Origin of the sequence: Synergistes jonesii (genome assembly GCF_000712295.1) — a bacterium.
GTDB lineage: Bacteria > Synergistota > Synergistia > Synergistales > Synergistaceae > Synergistes > Synergistes jonesii.
Map to the genome: position 1 here is coordinate 69,681 of NZ_JMKI01000002.1, position 19,018 is coordinate 88,698.

The 19,018-nt window shown below is 54.3% G+C and carries 19 protein-coding genes; 15 read left to right on the forward strand and 4 right to left on the reverse strand.

Annotated elements, in window-relative coordinates; genetic code table 11:
• The first annotated feature begins 460 nt into the window (after positions 1–460).
• Positions 461–1,327 carry a MurR/RpiR family transcriptional regulator gene (locus EH55_RS00325; RefSeq protein ID WP_037973972.1) on the forward strand — a complete coding sequence of 289 codons (867 nt, stop codon included), beginning with the start codon at positions 461–463 and terminating at the stop codon, positions 1,325–1,327.
• Positions 1,328–1,451: 124 nt separating this feature from the next.
• On the opposite strand, the gene EH55_RS00330 is transcribed toward EH55_RS00325, so the two are convergent.
• Entirely contained in the window at positions 1,452–2,444 is a 993-nt protein-coding gene (locus EH55_RS00330) for a nicotinate-nucleotide--dimethylbenzimidazole phosphoribosyltransferase (RefSeq protein WP_037973973.1), read from the reverse strand.
• A 190-nt stretch (positions 2,445–2,634) separates the two neighbouring features.
• Between EH55_RS00330 and EH55_RS00335 the strand changes: the two genes are divergently transcribed.
• From EH55_RS00335 to EH55_RS00400, 14 genes are all read left to right on the forward strand, one after another.
• Positions 2,635–3,255 (forward strand): V-type ATP synthase subunit D, encoded by a 621-nt coding sequence (locus EH55_RS00335; RefSeq protein ID WP_037973974.1) that lies wholly within the window; start codon positions 2,635–2,637, stop codon positions 3,253–3,255.
• A 52-nt stretch (positions 3,256–3,307) separates the two neighbouring features.
• On the forward strand, positions 3,308–3,649 hold the full coding sequence (locus tag EH55_RS00340) for a hypothetical protein (RefSeq protein WP_037973976.1): 342 nt from the start codon (positions 3,308–3,310) through the stop codon (positions 3,647–3,649).
• Positions 3,650–3,654: 5 nt separating this feature from the next.
• On the forward strand, positions 3,655–4,752 hold the full coding sequence (locus tag EH55_RS00345; protein WP_051682495.1) for a V-type ATPase subunit: 1,098 nt from the start codon (positions 3,655–3,657) through the stop codon (positions 4,750–4,752).
• Positions 4,743–6,707 carry a V-type ATP synthase subunit I gene (locus EH55_RS00350; protein ID WP_037973978.1) on the forward strand — a complete coding sequence of 655 codons (1,965 nt, stop codon included), beginning with the start codon at positions 4,743–4,745 and terminating at the stop codon, positions 6,705–6,707. The genes EH55_RS00345 and EH55_RS00350 overlap by 10 nt, the downstream gene beginning before the upstream one ends.
• A gap of 109 nt (positions 6,708–6,816) precedes the next feature.
• Positions 6,817–7,212, forward strand: coding sequence for an ATP synthase subunit C (locus EH55_RS00355; protein WP_328286336.1), 396 nt, complete (start codon positions 6,817–6,819; stop codon positions 7,210–7,212).
• A gap of 16 nt (positions 7,213–7,228) precedes the next feature.
• Positions 7,229–7,537 carry a V-type ATP synthase subunit F gene (locus EH55_RS00360; protein WP_037973982.1) on the forward strand — a complete coding sequence of 103 codons (309 nt, stop codon included), beginning with the start codon at positions 7,229–7,231 and terminating at the stop codon, positions 7,535–7,537.
• Between the two features lie 64 nt (positions 7,538–7,601).
• A complete protein-coding gene (locus EH55_RS00365; protein WP_037973983.1) occupies positions 7,602–8,216 on the forward strand; it encodes a V-type ATP synthase subunit E in 615 nt (204 codons plus the stop codon).
• Between the two features lie 20 nt (positions 8,217–8,236).
• Entirely contained in the window at positions 8,237–10,042 is a 1,806-nt protein-coding gene (locus tag EH55_RS00370) for a V-type ATP synthase subunit A (protein WP_037973984.1), read from the forward strand.
• A 1-nt stretch (position 10,043) separates the two neighbouring features.
• Positions 10,044–11,423 carry a V-type ATP synthase subunit B gene (locus tag EH55_RS00375; RefSeq protein ID WP_037973985.1) on the forward strand — a complete coding sequence of 460 codons (1,380 nt, stop codon included), beginning with the start codon at positions 10,044–10,046 and terminating at the stop codon, positions 11,421–11,423.
• A gap of 621 nt (positions 11,424–12,044) precedes the next feature.
• A complete protein-coding gene (locus EH55_RS00380) occupies positions 12,045–12,320 on the forward strand; it encodes an ArsR/SmtB family transcription factor (RefSeq protein ID WP_037973988.1) in 276 nt (91 codons plus the stop codon).
• Positions 12,308–13,333, forward strand: a complete 1,026-nt coding sequence (locus EH55_RS00385) for a permease (RefSeq protein ID WP_201769312.1) — start codon at positions 12,308–12,310, stop codon at positions 13,331–13,333. The genes EH55_RS00380 and EH55_RS00385 overlap by 13 nt, the downstream gene beginning before the upstream one ends.
• A gap of 12 nt (positions 13,334–13,345) precedes the next feature.
• The gene (locus tag EH55_RS00390) at positions 13,346–13,834 is read left to right on the forward strand and encodes a DUF2703 domain-containing protein (RefSeq protein ID WP_051682496.1); all 489 of its coding nucleotides are present in this window, start codon (positions 13,346–13,348) and stop codon (positions 13,832–13,834) included.
• Positions 13,782–14,240 carry a thioredoxin family protein gene (locus EH55_RS00395; RefSeq protein WP_236617052.1) on the forward strand — a complete coding sequence of 153 codons (459 nt, stop codon included), beginning with the start codon at positions 13,782–13,784 and terminating at the stop codon, positions 14,238–14,240. The genes EH55_RS00390 and EH55_RS00395 overlap by 53 nt, the downstream gene beginning before the upstream one ends.
• Positions 14,241–14,434: 194 nt before the next feature.
• Positions 14,435–15,451, forward strand: coding sequence for a homoserine dehydrogenase (locus tag EH55_RS00400; RefSeq protein WP_037973991.1), 1,017 nt, complete (start codon positions 14,435–14,437; stop codon positions 15,449–15,451).
• 137 nt (positions 15,452–15,588) lie between these two features.
• Here EH55_RS00400 and EH55_RS00405 read toward each other — a convergent pair whose 3' ends face one another.
• From EH55_RS00405 to EH55_RS00415, 3 genes are all read right to left on the reverse strand, one after another.
• Positions 15,589–16,956 carry an alanine/glycine:cation symporter family protein gene (locus tag EH55_RS00405; RefSeq protein WP_037973995.1) on the reverse strand — a complete coding sequence of 456 codons (1,368 nt, stop codon included), beginning with the start codon at positions 16,954–16,956 and terminating at the stop codon, positions 15,589–15,591.
• 324 nt (positions 16,957–17,280) lie between these two features.
• Entirely contained in the window at positions 17,281–17,643 is a 363-nt protein-coding gene (locus tag EH55_RS00410; protein WP_037973997.1) for a VOC family protein, read from the reverse strand.
• 10 nt (positions 17,644–17,653) lie between these two features.
• The gene (locus tag EH55_RS00415) at positions 17,654–18,958 is read right to left on the reverse strand and encodes an NCS2 family permease (RefSeq protein WP_037973999.1); all 1,305 of its coding nucleotides are present in this window, start codon (positions 18,956–18,958) and stop codon (positions 17,654–17,656) included.
• Positions 18,959–19,018: the final 60 nt, after the last annotated feature.

Below are 19,018 nucleotides of genomic sequence, written 5' to 3' on the forward strand. Positions count from 1 at the left end.
TTTTCTTTCTATTGTTTAGGCCGTTTTGTTATTCCCCTACCGGCCGCCGTCTCCACCTCTTCAATCTTTATATTTGAAATTATTACTGCAAATTTTTATCAAAGAAATTATTTCTATAAAAATTATATCTCGGTTTTTTAATATGTCAATATTAAAATTTATGATAAAAAATAGTTTAATAAGTATAATCAATTATTCACATTATCATTTGACTGGAAGCTCAAAGCATTTACTTAGTGCGTTACAGAGCAAAAAACACAAAAGGGGAGCGGTTCATTTTTAATACTTTAGTAATTCACAAAAAAATATTCTTTCCGAATTTACGTTAGAAATTACGTTATCGAAAAGAAATAATTTTTTGTCGCGCTTTTGTTTCGAAAACGATGGATTATAATATAATTGTTTATGCGATGCCGTGAAACCGGGATTTTTATATTTGCGGCACTATCGGGGGAAAAAAATGATAGACGATAAAATTACGGAAGCGATGCCCAACCTCACGAAAAAGCAGGCGATGCTCGGCAGGTATATCTGCGAAAACAAATACGCCGTCGCGCTGATGAACGCGCCGATGATCGCAAAAGAGGCTGGCGTCAGCGAGGCTACGCTGACGCGCTTTGTCTATTCTCTCGGATACTCGAGCTTTTCAGAATTCCTCCTCGACTTGCGCCGCGAGACGCAGGAGACGAACGCCAACAACCCCTTCCGCCAGGAGCGGTACGGGCGCAAGGACAGGCCCGTCTATAAAAGAGTCTTCGACTTGGAAAGAAATTTAATGGACGAGACGCTGAACGCCATAAACCCGGAGGTTTTCGACAGATGCGTCGGTAAAATCGTCGAGGCCGACAGGATTCTGCTTATCGGCTGCCCACCGCACAAGTTTTTGACGGAATATTTCGCGAATTTCCTGACGATTTTTCACGATAACGTGACAGTAGTGCAATCCCTTGATATGCCGTTCTTCGGCACGCTCGAATCGACGACGGAAAAAACCGTCGCCGTCGTCTTCAGCTATCCGAGATATCCGGTCGAAACGCAGAAGATGGTGGAAACCGTCGCAAACCGCGGCCTTACCGTGATAGGTATAACGGACAGCAAATTCTCCCCCATCATCAGATACTGCACTCACTACCTGATAACGCCACAGCGCTATCTGATCGTCGTTGACCCCAACGCGGCGGCGATAACGCTGCTTCACGCGATGCTCGTGGCAATCTATCAGAAGAACGAGACAGAAATAAAGAAACGCCTCAAGAGATACGAGAAGACTATCCTAGCCACAGATATGTTCGTCTTCAAAGATTATAACTTTACAAGCAGACTTTAGCGCCGCGAAGACGAGTTGGAACAGGCGCGCACTATGTTATGCAATGCGCACCTATTGCTTCTTTTCTCTCAAGCGCAGCTTGCGCTACCGCTTCCTATCACGAGGACGTTCGCCATAGCGCACCCTACCCTTCGTTCAGCATTTTTTCATAGAGAGTCTCGGTGCGGCCCTGTATACGCTCCATCGAAACGCCGAGCCGTTGCGCATACCACACGGCGCCGCCCGCCCCGACTCCTTCTTTTATGAAGCCCTTCTCATAATCGGCGAGCCCCTTGAAGCGCGAACGCGAGAAGTCGAGCGGCGCGGCGTACCAGCGCACGCCGATCTTCGCGGCGTATTCTTCAAGGCAGCTCGTCGGGTCGATGTGGACGTACTTGGTCGTCGCGACGAGCAGATCCCTTTTGACGCCCATGTCTCTCAGTATGGCGGCGACGGCCATCATCTGGGTCCCACCGGCGAGAGTGACCTCTACGCTCTCCGGCAGCGCGGCGGCGTATGCGGCTACCGCTATCTGCATCGGATCGCCGAGCTCAGCGGCCGCGGCGAGCCCATACCCTTTAAGCCCCCCCTCTTTAATGCCCAAGCGCTCCGCTGTGTCACGCCACACGCTTTCTTTAAGAGCAAGGGGGTTCTCCGGTCCGGCGGAGGATACTGTCCCGTGGTATCCGAGCGCGCGCAGCACGAGCATCGCCGTCGTTGTGCCCCCCGGCACGGATTCCGCGAGCACCGCGCATTTATCTTTTTTATCGAATTTCGACGCGAGCTCCGCAGCTTCCTCGGCGATTTTCTCAAAGTCCGGCACGGCCGGTTCGAAACGCATGTCGCGGCCGACCGCTTCGCTTATCGTCACGTGCGGCGAAGCCGGGGCTATCGAAGTGCCGACGCGCACGGTCCCGGCCGCAAACCCGGCCTCAAGCAGAGAGGCGCGCGTGACGATAGCCGGCGAAGGGTGTCCGAAGGGGTCGAAGGGAAGCGACGCGGCGACCTTCGGCCTGTCGTAGAAGAGCATGTCGGCGTCCGCCGGAGCGGTATAGGGCAGGACGTCGACGTTCGCGCCCGCCGCCGAAAGCCCGGGTATTCTCGCAAGTTCTGTCTCAGCGATAAATAATTGAAACATTCTTTAATTTTACCCCCTGTACTTAGTTTCTCTTAAGCGTTAAAATGCAGATATTAATCCGGCACAAAGTGCGGGTTATTTTATTGCGCCCTGATTCCGGCGAACGGTTTAGACCGGCGCCGCGACGTGATGATTATACAATAAGATACGGCGTTTCGTTCCGCCGTATCGTCGACGGGGAGGGAAATCTATGGCGGCAAAGCTTGCTCCTACACGAGGGAATCTCGTGCGCCTTACGCGCGACATGGCCATGGCGCAGTCCGGGCACGATCTGCTCGACCAGAAGCGCCAGGTGCTTATGATGGAGCTCGTACGCTATATAGATTCGGCGAAAAAGATACAGGAGGACGTGGCGCGCATATTCAAAGAAGCCTACGACGCGCTGCAGAAGGCAAACGTTTCGCTGGGCATAGACACAGTAGAGGATATTTCCGAGTCTGTGCCGATAACGTCGGATATAACGGTGCGCCTCCGTTCTGTGATGGGCGTCGAGATACCCGACGTCGACGAGCTTTCCGCGGAGACGGTGCCGAGCTATTCGTTTCACGGCTCTTCCGGCGCTATGGACGCGGCTTACGCGAAGTTCCGCCGCGTGATGGTCCTCGTCGCGCAGCTCGCGGAGGTCGAGACAAGCGTCTACCGTCTTGCGGTCCAGATAAGAAAGACTCACAGGCGCGTAAACGCGCTGGAAAAGGTCGTCATCCCTCAGGACAAAGCGGATATAGCTTTCATCAGCGACGTTCTCGAGGAGGGCGAGCGCGAGGACTTCACGAGGATGAAGCTTGCGCAGAAGAAGATAAAAAACAGGTGACGAAGGTCACGGAAACGCTTTACTCGTTTTCATAAGGACAGGAGGATTTGTTATGAGTACTCTGCACGAAGTTCTTGCGGTTCTGCTCGGCGCGGAATCGGAAGCGAAAAGGATAGTCGACGATTCAAAGCTCGAGGCCGAGGCTATGCTCCAGACCGCGCAGGAGAAATTTGCTTCTGAGCGCGCAAACCAGATGGCCTCGGCGCGCGAACAGGCGAAGAGCATCATGGAAACGGCGCTCAGCTCTGCAAAGACCGAGGCGGTGCAGATAGCCAACCTCGGCAAGGAGGAGCGCGCGCGTATGCAGAAGCGCTTTGAAGAGAACGTAGAACCCGTGATTGACTCGATGGTCTCCGAAACGGCGGAAAGTTTCATCTCAAGGAAGAGAGGCTGAGTTCAGTGTCTTTCCACGGCCCGGCGACCGCGCTGGGCGTTAAGGCTCACGTACTTTACAGCCAGCTTCTGAAGGCCGACGAATATTGGGCGCTGCTCGACCTTAATTCTACCGCGGAGATCGCCGCCTTTCTCAAGCACACGGAGGGCTACAAAGACCGTCTTGAAACGCTGATTCCCGAGAAGGCTCACAGGGTCGCGCTGGAAAACGCGCTGCGATCGTCCGTGCTCAGGGAAGCGGAAACTTTCCTCTTCTATCTGCAGGGCGCCCCGCGGAAGTTCTTCATAGACTGGCTGAGCTGGTACGAAGCCGAGCATTTGAAAAGCGTTTTTCGCTGGCTGCGTTCGAAGCGCGCCGACCGTGATTCGCTGCGCGAGCATTTGTTCCACGTCCCTGGATCTCAGCTACCCTACGAGACGCTTCTGAACTGCCGCAATTACAATGAGCTGCTCGAAGCGCTTAACGGCACTAAATATTACAGCGTCCTCAGAGAGCCCGTGCGCCGCATCATGAACGGAGAGAGTGCCCTCTTCCAGCTCGAGCTCGCGATCGACAACCTCGTCGAGACGGCCCTTTACAATGATATAAAAAGCCTGCCGACAAAGGAGCGGACGGTGCTAGCGCCGCTCTTCGGCAGCCGCGTGGACCTGCTGAATCTGTATAATCTCCACAGATGCGCGTGGTATTATAAGATGACGGTAGAAGAGACGATCACCCGCATGCTGCCGGTCAGATACAAGGTCAAGACGCACCATATGCGGGAGATGGCGAGGGACCTCATGCCGCAGGAAGAGCGGCTCAGGATGCTCGAAACGCTCTTCCCCGTCTATGGGAAAATCTTCCGCGACGCTCTTGAAAGGGACGACAAAGAGCTTGCGCTGGAAATGTCTATAAAAAGGTTTAACTATCTGAAGGCTCTCGCGATACTGAGGAGCGGAGTCCCCGGCTTTCACACGGCTATCGCTTATTTTATACTGAAGGATCACGAGATCTCGGATATCATCAGAATGATAGAGGACGTGCGGTACGACTACGACCGCCGTTCGGCGGCCCAGTACCTCATCAGACCTATATTAACCGGGGGTGAAACAGCATGGCAGTAATGAAAATGGTCGCGCTCACCATGATCGGGCCTCAGTCCGAGATGGAGCCGGTAGCGCGCCAGATGGTCCTCACAGGGGGATTCCAGCCGCTGCCGCTTGACATTCTTGTCAACGACCGCTCGCTGCGCGCGAAATTGACGACGGAGACGGCTAACCCATACGATGAGCTGCTGACGAAAATATCGACGATATGGAAAGTTGCAGGCGAAGCGATTCCATATCCGCAGCCCGTCACCATCACAAAGGATTTCACTTTGACATACGCGCGCATGATGGTCGACCAGACGTCGAAGAGGCTGCAAGTGTGGGACGAGCGCAGACGCGTGCTGACCGAGGAAAAGGAGCTCCTCAACGCCACGAAGATATTCGTGGAAGCGCTCGCAGGGACCGGATTTGGGCCGAAAGAGCTAGCTGACCAGCGCTTTGTGAAGATCTTCTTCGGCTGCCTTTCAAATGAAAATTATCACCGCCTTATAGAAAGCGGCTCAGAATCGCCGATAGTCATAAACGAGCTGACGATATCGAGCGGCAACACATGGTTGCTCGTACTCACGGTGCCGAGCTATGAAAAACCAGCAAAAAAACTGCTCGAAACGGTATATTTCAAAGAATTTTCATTAAACGAAATAGCAGGGCAGCTCAGCGGAGAAGACCCTCTCGCAGACGTCGAAAAGCGCATAGCCAACCACCAGCGCGCGATAAGCGGCCTTGCGAAGGCGGCCAAGGAGATGCTGCGCGAACACCGCGCCGACTATGAGCTTCTCTTCTCCCGCCTATACACGATGCAGCGCGTCTACGACGTATGCAAGGGGCACGGCGAGGTAAGCGGCATGTTCGTCCTGTCAGGCTGGATTCCCGCCGACACCTACGCCCAGATACGCATGACTCTCGCCGAAGAAGCGCCGATGACGACGCTCATGGCGGAGGATACGAAGGATATTTCCTATACCGGTATAAGGATTCCGACGAAGCTGAAGAACAACGCCTTCTTCCGCTCCTTCCAGGACATAGTCGCAATGTACAGCCTGCCTTCCTACGGTGAGATAGACCCGTCTCCAATCGTTGCGATCTCTTTCATACTTTTCTTCGGGTTCATGTTCGGCGACGTAGGGCACGGGCTTTTGATATTCCTCGGTTCGACGCTGCTCGTCAGGCGCGGCCTGATGCGCACTTCTCTCGGACAGGTCATGAGGCTCGCGGCGATTTCGTCGATGTCTTTCGGCGTGATGTACGGAAGTATCTTCGGCATCGAGGGGATCATCCCAGATTTGTGGCTCAATCCCATGCGCGACGTCAACACTCTGCTTGCGGTCTCCATAGGGCTCGGCGTTTTCATGATAAGCCTCGGCCTGATATTGAACATGATAAAGCAGTACCGAGCTAAGGACTTCGGGCGTCTGCTCTTCGACGGGCAGGGACTAGCCGGCCTCGCCCTCTACTGGACGCTATGCGCGCTCGGCATGGTTTACATCACAGGCTCGGAGATATCCAACAGGACGGCCAACTTCATGTGGCTCGCGGCCGGCGTCCTGCTCTTAATAATGATACTGAGAGACGTGCTGGCCCGCTATCTACTGCGCCAAAAGGGAAGCGGGGAATCGGCCGTACTCAATTTGTTCGAGATCATGCACAACCTGATGTCCTTCCTCTCCAACACGGCCTCCTTCGTGCGCCTGGCCGCCTTCGCGCTGAACCACGTCGGGCTTTCGCTCGCGGTCATAATGCTTGCAGAAATGGTCCACAACATGCCCGGTGGCATAGTTATGAAGGGCATCATCCTGCTGGTAGGCAACCTCGTCATCGTCTGCCTCGAAGGGTTGATAGTCTTTATTCAGACGCTTCGTCTCGAATACTATGAATTCTTCGGGAAATTCTACAAGGGAGGAGGCAGCGCGTTCAAGCCCGTCGGCTGGAAGAAAGAGGGAGGAAAATTCACTTCGGCCGAAGATATGTGATATTGGAATATAACGGTTACAGAAACAAATTAAAAAATTTTGTTTTGGTAAAAAGTTACATGAAAGGATGAGATTCAATATGTTTGGTTTAATGTTAAGCTGCGGTACTGTGGCAACGCTTATGATCGTCGGTTACGCTATGAAGCGCAAGGGCTTACGCGGAGGCAAGAAGGCTTACGCCGCCGCACTCGGCGTTTCGTCACTGCTCGTTCTGACAGGAGCAGTCATAGCTCTGACGTCCGGCGCCTCCTTCGCCGCCGGTGAAGCTGCGGCGGCGAAGGAAATTACGATGGGCGCGGGGCTAGGCTTCATAGCCGCGGCGGTCGCCACCAGCATCGCTTGCCTCGGCGCTGGCTTCGCGGTCGCGAACGTCGGAGCCGCAGCTCTGGGACTCGTCGGCGAGAAACCCGAAATGCTCGGGACGACGCTCATTTACCTCGGCCTTGCCGAGGGCATTGCCATTTACGGCGTCATCATTTCCCTGCTTATAATCCAGCGCTTGTAGGAAGAGGCGTGCTCGGGTGAAGGCCTATCTTGTGAGCGACAACCATGATTCTCTCGTAGGGATGCGCCTGGCGGGAATCGAGGGGACGCTCGTTCATACGCCGGACGCGGCGTATGAGGCGATAAGCGCCGCGATAAAGATGCGCGATCTGGCGATTCTCGCGATAACTGAGGGGGCGGCGAAGCTCTCTCCGGAGATCGTCCAGCAGCTGCGTGAGCGCGGAGAGCTGCCGCTGGTAGTTGAGATCCCCGACAGATTCGGCACGAAAAGGGGCCCCGAATTTTTGACAAAGTACGTACAGGAAGCGATAGGAGTCAAAATGTAGCGGCGCCGTTTACGCGCCCTCGGCACCTCCGCATGGACGAATTTTGTACAAGAGGTGATATACCGTGAAAGAAGTATCTAACGAAAAAATAGCAAATCTCAGAGATATAATACTTGACCACGCCGACAGCGAAAAAAAAGCCGCGATAACGCAGGGGCGACGCGACGCCGACGACTGGCTGACGAGCGAGAGCGAAAAGCTGCAACGCGAAACGAATTTGATTCTGCAGGACGCGAGAAAGCGCGCCGAAGACATACGCCGCAGGCAGATAATTTCAGCCGAGCGCGAAAAGGCCACCGAAACGCTGCGCCTTCAGAACAGGATATTGTCCGACGCGATGGGACGCCTTCAGGATAAGCTGGTACATCTTCGCGACCGCGCCGATTATACCGACATCCTCACAGGCATGTGCGTCGACGCCATTGAATCGCTCGGCGCGAAGGAGCCGCTCAAGATTCGCTTCTCCGCGTCCGACCTCGCGCTGGCCGGCGACGTCATGAAAAAAGTGGCCGAGACGTACCCTGACGCCTCGATCTCCTTCAACGCCGACCCAGCGCCGATACTCGGCGGCTGCTGGGTGACGACGGCGGACGGCCGCAGGCAGGTCAACATGGATTGGCAGAACATCACTCAGGAAATGGCGGACTCGCTTGCAGAAAGACTGCTCCCGCTGCTGTAGGAGCATAGGAGGAATTGCCGTTGGAACTTAAAAATAATTCACAGGCTCCTCATCGCGGCACTGTCGAATTCGTAAACGGCCCGGTCATAAGGGCGTCGGGGATGCGCGAATTCGCGATGCGCGAGGTCGTCAAAGTCGGCCCCAAGCGCCTGATGGGAGAAATAATAAAGATGGACGGCGACGAGGCGACGATCCAGGTTTACGAAGACACAGACGGGCTGCGCGTCTATGAAGAGGTCGTAGGCACAGGAGAGCCTCTTTCTGTCGAACTCGGCCCCGGGCTGATAGGCAGCTTCTTCGACGGCATAGGGCGCCCGCTCGATTCGCTCCTTGAAAGAGAGGGCATGTATATATCGCCCGGCACTTCCGTCAACATGATCAACCGCGAACGCCTCTGGGAGATCACGCCCGTAGCGAAGACGGGCGACCTCGTCACGGGCGGCGTAGTGCTGGCTGAGGCGCAGGAGACTCCGCTGCTCGTTCACAAGATCATGACGCCTCCGGGCTTCGAGGGCGAGATCACATGGATAATACCGGCCGGCAGGCATCACGCCGGAGGCGACGTCGCTAAGGTGAAGGACGCTTTCGGCCGCGAAGTTTCTATCCCTATAATACAGCGCTGGCCGGTACGCACCCCGCGCCCCTACCGTGAGAGGCTTCTGCCCAACGAGCCTTTCGTGACGGGGCAGCGCGTCATCGACGGGCTCTTCCCCCTCGCAAAGGGGGGCACGGCCTGCATACCTGGGGGCTTCGGCACGGGAAAGACCGTCACGCAGCACCAGCTCGCGAAATGGGGAGATGCGCAGGTCGTCATCTACATCGGCTGCGGCGAACGCGGCAACGAAATGACGGACGTTCTCGAGCAGTTCCCGGTGCTCGAAGACCCGCGTTCCGGACGTCCGCTGATGGAGCGCACGATCCTTATCGCCAACACGTCGAACATGCCGGTCGCCGCGCGTGAAGCGTCAATTTATACGGGCATCACGCTAGCGGAATACTTCCGCGACATGGGCTACGACGTAGCGATCATGGCCGATTCCACGTCGCGCTGGGCGGAGGCGCTGCGCGAGCTCTCCGGGCGCCTCGAAGAAATTCCGGCGGAAGAGGGCTTCCCCGCCTATCTGCCGAGCCGCCTCGCCGAATTCTACGAACGCGCCGGCCGCGTCGTCACGATAAGCGGCGAGAACGGAAGCGTCAGCGTAATAGGCGCCGTCTCTCCGCCCGGCGGAGACTTCACGGAGCCGGTGACGCGCCACACCAAGAGATTCATACGCTGCTTCTGGGGGCTCGATAAAAACCTCGCGAACGCACGCCACTACCCCGCGATTTCGTGGACCGACTCTTACAGCGAATATGCAGGGGAGCTGGACGAATGGTTCTGCACCAACGTCGACCCGCGCTGGGGAGAAGTGCGCGGAGAGGTCAGAAACATATTGGCGGAGGACAACAAGATACAGCAGGTCATAAAGCTAGTCGGCGAAGACGTCCTGCCGGACGACCAGCGCCTTATAGCGTTCACGGCGTTCCTTATAAAGAATGGATATCTGCAGCAGAACTCTTTCGGCTCCGACTCATATTCGCCGCCGCTGAAGGGCTTCGAGATTTTGTCGGTGATACTTGAATTCCATCACAAGGCGATGGAGCTTGTGCGCAAGGACATCCCCATCTCGCTGATAAAAGACGACGAATCAGTGGACGCGATAACGCACCTGCGCGAACTCGCCGCGGACGACAGGGCCGGCTTCGACAATCTGCGCGGCCGCATCGACACGCACCTGAAGCGCGTCGCCGCCGAACGCACAAGGAAAATAAGGGGCGGTGAGTAGCATGGCGCAAGCCGAATATATTGGAGTAAAAGATATAGAGGGGCCGTTCATCCTCGTCGAGAACGTTACAGGAGTAGGATACGGCGAACTGGTCGACATACGCGACAGCGCCGGCGCGCGCCGTCACGGTCAGGTGAAATCGCTCAGCGAGAAGGCTACGCTCGTGCAGGTCTTCACCGGTACGGAGGATCTCGTCCCGAGCGGCACTAAAGTCAAATTCCTCGGAAAGCCGCTGGAGGTGCATCTTTCGAAATACATGCTCGGGCGCACCTTCAACGGGCTCGGCGAGCCGCGCGACGACTGCGGCGCGCTATACGGAGGAAAGCGCGTCAACATAAACGGCCTGCCGCTGAACCCGATGGCGCGCCAGTACCCGCGCGACTTCATACACACTGGCATATCAGCGATAGACACGCTGACGACGCTGATTCGCGGACAAAAACTGCCTATATTCTCCGGCAACGGCCTGCCGCACAACCAGCTCGCAGTGCAGATAGCCACGCAGGCTCGTGTCGTAGGCTCCGACGAATTCGCGGTCGTCTTCGCCGGCATCGGCGTCAAGCACGACGACGCGGCTTACTTCATGCAGGAGCTTTCGACGCACGGACATTCGAACAACATCGTAACCTTCCTGAACCTTGCGGACGATCCCGTCATCGAGCGCATCGCCACGCCGCGGATGGCGCTCTCCACCGCGGAATACCTCGCCTACGAGCTCGGCATGCACGTCCTCGTAATAATGACGGACATGACGAGCTACTGCGAAGCTCTGCGCGAGCTCGGCGTCGCGGCCGGCGAAGTTCCGAGCCGCAAAGGCTACCCCGCTTACCTCTACAGCGACCTCGCGTCGCTCTACGAGCGCGCCGGAGTTGTGCGCGGAAAGGAAGGGAGCGTCACGCAGATACCCATCCTCACGATGCCGAACGACGACATCACGCACCCGATACCAGACCTTACCGGCTTCATCACGGAGGGGCAGATAGTACTTTCCAGGGAACTCGACGCGAAGAACATCTATCCGCCCATCGACATACTGACGAGCCTCTCGCGCCTTATGAAGGACGGCATAGGCAAGGGCTACACGCGCGAAGACCACCCGAGCGTTTCCAGCCAGCTCTTCGCCTCCTACAGCCGAGTGCAAGAGGTCCGTTCCCTCGCCGGAGTCGTCGGCGAAGACGAACTGTCAAAGACGGACAAGGCTTTCCTCTCCTTCGGTAAGGTCTTCGAGGGCAAATTCCTGAAGCAGGGGAATGAGGAAGAGCGCGATATAGCTTATTCGCTCGACACCGCGTGGGAAATATTGGGAGAACTGCCAGCCGGAGAGCTTACGCGAGTCAGCATGGCGGACATTGAGGCGCACATCAAAAAGAAAGAAAAATGACAGGCGCGCCAAAAATCTGAAAGCAAAAATTTCCCGCCGCAAGGCGGGTACACCTAAGAAAATAATCCGGCAAAGTTATGGTTACGTGCATCTGTCAACCTTGATCAGCTAAAAACAGGCGGTATTCTAAAAAACGGAATTCCGCCTGTTTTTGCTTGTTTGCAAACATATAGTCATTCAACTTGTATGCGATAACGCAGTACGGAAATGAACGCCTCGTTTATTTTTTATATTTTTGTCACGCGGATTTGCTCAAGAGCAACGCCCTTCGCCCTTTTTCTTTTTCGTAAGCGGCGTCAGCCGCGAACAAATCCGTGTGATCTACTTCCGTCAATTTATACAAGGAGCGTCCGTCAAGAATGTATTTTAATTTTACAGCGCGTTCTCGGAAGACCTTAGAATATACTGTCATGAGTATCGGATACGCCTTATCGTCACTCTTGTATAGTTGATGTAGTATAACGCACTCAATCGGATGTTGAAGAAAAGCGGTAACAAAAGCGCGGGGGAAACAAATGAAAATTTGCCATTTGCGGGATGTTCATTCTTCATATTGACAATAATCTATGTAATTTATTATAATGTCGCATAGACAGTAACCTATCTATCGGAGGCGATTGTATGAATACGATTGATGTAGCGTTGCTTTGCAAGGCGTTAAGCGACACCAACCGTCTGCAAATTGTTCAAATGCTGTCTGACGGAGAAAAATGCGCCTGCAAGCTGCTAGAACAGTTTGAAATCACGCAACCGACACTTTCCTATCACATGAAAACCCTTTGTGAATGCGGACTTGTCGATGTGCGGAAAGATGGCAAGTGGAGCCACTATTCGCTTAACGGAGAAACGCTCGCCGCATTTCAACAGTTTATCGGCGGGTTATCTTGCCGCAAATAGAAAGACGGCTGCCGCCGATGTGGAGTTTCATTCAAAATCAGCTTCTTGGTATGAAATGGCTTAATGAACTTATTGGCAAACTGCTGCGGGTTTGCGGGTTTGACATATTAACCCGTACCGGCGGCAGCGTTCAATTCTTTTTGTATGATGTTCTGAAAATTACGGCGCTACTGTGCTTTTTGATTCTTTTAATTTCGTATATTCAGAGCTATTTCCCACCGGAACGCAACAAGAAAATATTAGGCCGCTTTCGCGGAATTGGTGCAAACTGTATCGCCGCTTTGCTCGGAACAGTAACGCCCTTTTGCTCTTGCTCGTCCATTCCGCTATTCATAGGCTTTACCAGCGCAGGCTTGCCTCTTGGAGTAACCTTTTCATTTTTGATTTCCTCGCCTATGGTTGACCTTGGAAGTCTTATTTTGCTTATGAGCATATTCGGGGCAAAGGTCGCCATTGTATATGTGCTGCTCGGCCTTGTGACTGCCGTCATTGGCGGTACGCTTATTGAGAAGCTGCACATGGAGCAATACGTCGAGGACTTCATCAAAAGCGCGAGCGCGGTAGATATCGATTCTCCAACGCTGACGCGTAAAGAGCGGTTAATCTACGCAAAAGACCAAATGCTTTTCACGTTCAATAAAGTGCTGCCCTATATCCTCATTGGCGTGGGCATCGGCGCGATCATTCATAACTGGATACCTGAAAGTTGGATACAAATGGTGCTTGGCAGCAACAACCCCTTTGGCGTCGTGCTTGCTACATTCGTCGGTGTTCCCATGTACGCAGACATTTTTGGGACTATACCAGTGGCGGAGGCGCTGCTTGAAAAGGGGGCGCAGCTTGGTACGATACTTTCCTTCATGATGGCAGTTACCACGCTGTCTCTGCCCTCAATCATTATGCTCCGAAAGGCCGTAAAGCCGAAGCTGTTAGGCCTGTTTATCGGCATTTGCACGATTGGCATTGTCTTTGTGGGCTACCTGTTTAACGCTTTTCAATTTGTGCTGATATAAGGAGGCGTACTTATGAACAAAGAAGTGGTCATTGATTATCTCTATCTTGATTTGCAGACCTGCGACCGATGTATCGGAACCGATAAGGTTTTGGAGGGGGTGATTGCCGAAATCACGCCGACGCTGGAACTGGCTGGATTATCCGTCACATATCGAAAGACGGAAATTAAAACGGCGCACATGGCAGAACAATTCCGCTTTTTGTCATCACCGACTATTCGGGTAAACGGCGTGGATATTTGCAGAACAGTAAACGAGTCAAGTTGCGCTTGCTGTGGAGAAATCAGCGGAACAGATGTGGATTGCCGCGTATTTGAATACGAGGGGCAGAGCTATGAGGTTCCACCAAAAGCGATGCTTGCCGAAGCGATCATGCGCTGTGTGTTTTCGCCAGAGGAGAAAATAAGCGATTGCTATTCTCTGCCGAAAAATCTCAAAACCTTTTTTGATGGTAAAAGAAACAAAAAATCAGATTGCTGCTGTAAAAGCAGCTGCTGTTAATTTGAAAGGAGCATTAACTATGGGACTGTTCAGCAAGAAAGAAGAAAAGAAAGAAAGCTGCTGCTGCGCGGATTGCACACCGGAAAAGATGGAACAAGCCGAAGCGTTCAAATCAGCTCCGGGCGTCAAGGTTCTAGGCTCCGGCTGCGTCAAATGCAACGCGCTTGAAGCCGCCGCCAAAGAAGCCCTCGCAGAGCTTAACATGGATACGAATATAGAGCATGTTACAGATTTTGAACAAATCGCCGCTTATGGCGTAATGAGTACGCCGGCGCTCGTAATTAACGACAAAGTGGTATCTGTCGGAAAGGTTTTGAAAAAAGACGAAGTAATAACCATACTGAACAAACTAGGGGGGAAGCAATTCGTGTACGCCGAAAGAAGCCGGCGCTGGACGAAAGGATGAAATAGGCAACGGCATGACACTAAGGCCGTGTCGTTCCTGTAAATTTGATATTAATGTCTTATGAGCCCCCGCCTCTGCGGCGGGTTTTTATTTTTTATATTTTTGTGATCTTTTATGATAAAAACTTTAAATATATCATATTTATGATATAATCTATACGATTTTATTTACACAGTTGCAACGGAGGAATGCAGATGAAACACAAAATCGCTCTTGCCGGATGTGGGAATGTCGGCACCGCGCTCCTTGAGATACTTCACGAAAAGAAAAAGGAACTTAAGGATAAATACGCTTTCGAATATGAAGTGGTATTGATACGCGACCTGATGAAGGGCACGATCATGAACGATCTGGGCCTCGACATGGGAACAGTGCTGGGCGAACTGCACGAGCGCAATTCGTTCGGTGCGTTCGAACAGGCGTCGGGGCCTCTCGGCGAACTGCTGAAACGCTCCGGCGCCACAGTGCTCGCCGAATGCACGCCGACGAATCTCAAGACCGGCGAGCCCGGCCTCTCGCATATACGCGACGCTTTAGCCGCCGGCATAAACGTCACGACGACGAACAAGGGGCCGCTTGCGGTGGCCTTCGACGAGTTGACGGCCGCCGCCGAAAGAAACGGCGTAAAATTCTTATACGAGGGCGTCGTCATGAGCGGTACTCCTATCATCGACATGGTCAAAAACGGCATGGCGGGCTGTAGCGTGCTCGGCGTAGAGGGCATCCTCAACGGGACGACGAACTTCATCCTTACGAAGATGACGGATGGCGCTACATACCATGAGGCGCTCGCCGAGGCGACCGAGCTAGGCTACGCCGAAGCGGATCCCTCCGGAGACGTCGAAGGCTGGGACGCCGCTGTGAAGGTCGTTATACTTGCGAAGATACTCTTCGGGCAGAGCATACAGGTCAAAGACGTGGCGCGCCTCGGCATAACTCAGATAACGCCGCAGCAGATAGCGTCCGCCTCTAAAAACGGCAACGTTATGAAGCTGATCGCCGGCATAGACTTCGACACGTTCGGAATCCATCCATACGTCATGCCGCGCGAGATAGAGGCGTCGCACCCCTTAGCCCAGGTCGGCGGAGCGGTGAACGCGATAACGGTAAAGACCGACAACCTCGGAGAGGTCACGCTGACCGGACCTGGCGCCGGGCGCCGCGAGACCGGGCAGGCCCTGCTCTCGGATATGATAAGGATGAGCAGATAGGACGAGAACAGGCCGCCTTCGCGGCAATTTCGCGGCGCGGCAGTTTAAGTTTAATCCCGCCGTTTGAAGCACATCTCTTTACACTAAAAAGCGCCGCCTCTTCAGGACGGCGCTTTTATTTTAGCTTTTCTGCGCGGTTACTTCGTCTCAGCTTTGAGCCTTCCGTTTTCGTCGAAGTGATTGAGCGCCTCGCTCACGACCTTGCTTAGGCCGATGAGGGCGATGAGGTTCGGGAAGACCATGATGCCGTTGAAGAAGTCGGCAAGCTCCCAGACCAGGTTCAGCTTGAGCACCGAACCGAGCACGACGAATATCATCACGGCCACGCGGTACGGCGTGAGCCCTTTATTGCCTACGAGGAACTTGACGTTCTGCTCGCCGAAGAAGTACCATCCGATGATCGTCGAGAAGGCGAAGAAGAGCATGCATATCGCTACGAAAGGAAGGCCGAAGGAACCGAGCCCCGTCGTGAAGGCCTTCTGCGTGAGCGCGATGCCGCTCGTTTTGCCGTCGATGGCGCCTGTGACGAAGATGACGAAAGCCGTCATGTTAAGCACGAGGAATGTATCGACAAACACTCCCATGATGGCGACGAAGCCCTGCTCCGCGGGCTGTTTGACCTTCGCCACCGCGTGAGCGTGCGGAGTCGAGCCCATACCGGCTTCGTTGGAGAAGAGGCCGCGCGCTACGCCGTAACGGATAGCCTCTTTCATCGTCGCTCCGATGATCCCACCGGTGGCCGCCGCCGGGTTGAAAGCTCCCTCGAAGATCATCGCGAAGGCGGGGGCGATCTGCGAGGCATTGACGACGAGGATGTAAAGCCCGCCAAGGAGGTACCCGATCGCCATAATGGGAACTATTTTCTCCGTTAGCGAGGCGATGCGCCCCACACCCCCGAAGAATACGAAGCCGCCGACGGCCGCGATCACGACGCCCACAAGAAGACGGTTCGTTCCGAAGGCGTTGTTGAAGGCGTCGGCGATGGAGTTAGACTGGACCATGTTGCCGATGAACCCGAGCGCGATGATGATCGCCACGGAAAAGAAGACCGCAAGGCCGCGGCTCTTAAGCCCGTTGGAGATGTAGTAGGCCGGGCCGCCCACCACGTCGCCTGAGGGCATCTTTTCCTTGTAGACCTGCGCCAGGACCGCCTCGGCGAAAATAGTCGCCATGCCGAAGAAGGCGGCTATCCACATCCAGAAGATGGCTCCGGGGCCGCCCATCGCGATAGCGGTGGCAGCGCCAGCTAGGTTTCCCGTTCCTACCTGGGCTGCTACCGCCGTGGCGAGCGCCTGGAAGGAGCTCATGCCTTCTTTGCCAGCGCGTTCGCCGAAAAGCGTGAGCTTGCCGAAGGTATACTTGAAAGCCAGACCAAATTTGCGCAGCTGAACAAAATTCAGTCTCAGGGTGAAATAAAGTCCGGTTCCGCACAAGAGCGGGATGAGACAATAGAGACCCCAAATAAAGCTGTTGGCCTTCACAATGACTGCTGTTAATTGATCCATAAAAATCGCCCTCCAATTACTATTATAATGTAAAGTTAATAACTGCACCGCCGTTACTTATTGTGCTTCCAGCGCCAAACACCCTTTCATTTGCAAATGTTCCACACCGTCACCTGGATTATAAAGGCGAAGGATGAAGTTGTAAATTAGCATCTGTAGAATTAAATAAAAATAAAAAAGATATTTGTTGCCTATAACAAAATCATAAGCGCAAACGGCGATAAAAAACATTATTCTTATGCGCTATAACAAAAAGACAGCAACCGCACAGCCGGCGGCGCCGTCTTTTTGGGAGAAAATCATAAAAATCTTCTCTCGCTCCGCCTATGTCTCAGGCAATATCTCTATCCAGTAGCCGTCCGGGTCCTCTATGAAATATAGCCCCATTTCGGTATTTTCGAAGCAGATGCAGCCCATTTTTTCGTGCAGCGCGTGCGCCGCCTCGTAATCCTTCACGTGCATCGCGAGGTGGAATTCGTCTTCGCCGAGATCGTAGCGCTCCTTGCGGTCAAAGAGGTACGTGAGCTCGAGCTCGAAGGGCGTGACGCCGTCGGTCAGATACACGAGTGTGAAGCCGTCCCCCTCCACGCGGCGCGCTTCTCTCAGCCCAAGCGCCTTGTCGTAGAATTCGACGCTGCGCTTCAGGTCGAGGACGTTGAAATTAAAGTGGCAGAATATGGCGGACATTTTCTGTCACCTAAAGGAACGCCCAGTTCAGCACGAAGAGGACGACGAGGACGTACATCAGACAGTTTAATTCCTTACCGCGCCCCGTCAGAAGCTTCAGCAGAACGTAGCTGACGATCCCGAATTCGATGCCCGTCGCGATGCTGTATGAGAAGGGCATCATAAAGAAAGCGATAATCGCCGGGAAGAATTCCGTCCAATCGCCGTAGTTCAGGTCTTTGAAGCCCATCATCATGTAGCCGCCGACCATGATGAGCGCGGGAGCGGTGGCGCAGGCCGGGACTATGGAGATGAGCGGGCTGAAGAAAGCGGCGAGCAGGAAAAGCACCGCGACCGTCAGCGCGGTGAGTCCCGTGCGCCCACCCTGCTCGACTCCGCTCGCACTCTCGACGAAGGTCGTCACCGTCGAGGTGCCGAGCACGGCGCCGGCAACGGTGCCGACGGCGTCGGACATGAGGGCTTGGCTCGCGCGCGGCAGGCGCCCCTTTTCGTCTAGCATGTTGACGCGGTTCGAAACCCCGATAAGCGTGCCGACCGTGTCAAAGAAGTCGACAAAAAAGAAGGTGAAGACTACGACCCAGAATTCCGGCTTGGCGATCAGCGAGAAGTCCATCTTGAAGAATATCGGCGAAAGCGACGGCGGCATGGAGACGACGCCCTCCGGCATCTTCGTGATCCCAAGAGGGATTCCCGCTATCGTTATAACTATTATTCCGATAAGGATTCCGCCGGTGATTTTGCGCGCTTCGAGTACAACCATGAGGATGAGGCCGGCCAGCGAAAGCAGCGCGGGAAGGTTGGCGCGCAGAGGCGTGAGGCCGAGGAGTACGGCGTCGTTGTTGACGATGATCGTCGCGCTCTGCAGGCCGATAAAGGTGATGAAAAGCCCTATGCCGGCCGAGATGCCTATCTTAAGCGACTTAGGCATCGAATTGACGACTCCCTCGCGCACCTTCGTGAGGGTGAGCACGATGAATATCACTCCTTCGATGAAGACCGCGGCGAGCGCTACCTGCCACGGAAGCTTCATCCCGATGACGACCGCGAAGGCGAAGAAGGCGTTGAGCCCCATACCTGGCGCGAGCGCGAACGGGTAGTTGGCGAGGAAGGCCATCAAAAGCGTCGCGAACGCCGAGCCGAGGCACGTCGCCACGAGCAGCGGGCCGAAAGGCATGCCGGTCGCGGAGAGTATCCCCGGGTTAACGAAGATGATATAGGCCATCGTCATGAAGGTCGTGAGCCCCGCCAGAAGTTCTGTGCGAACGCTCGTGCCGTTCTCGGCAAGTTTGAACTGTCTCTCAAACCAAGAATCCATGAAAGAATTCCTCCTTAAAAAATTTAATTAATAATTTATTCCGCTTTTCCGAATCGACGG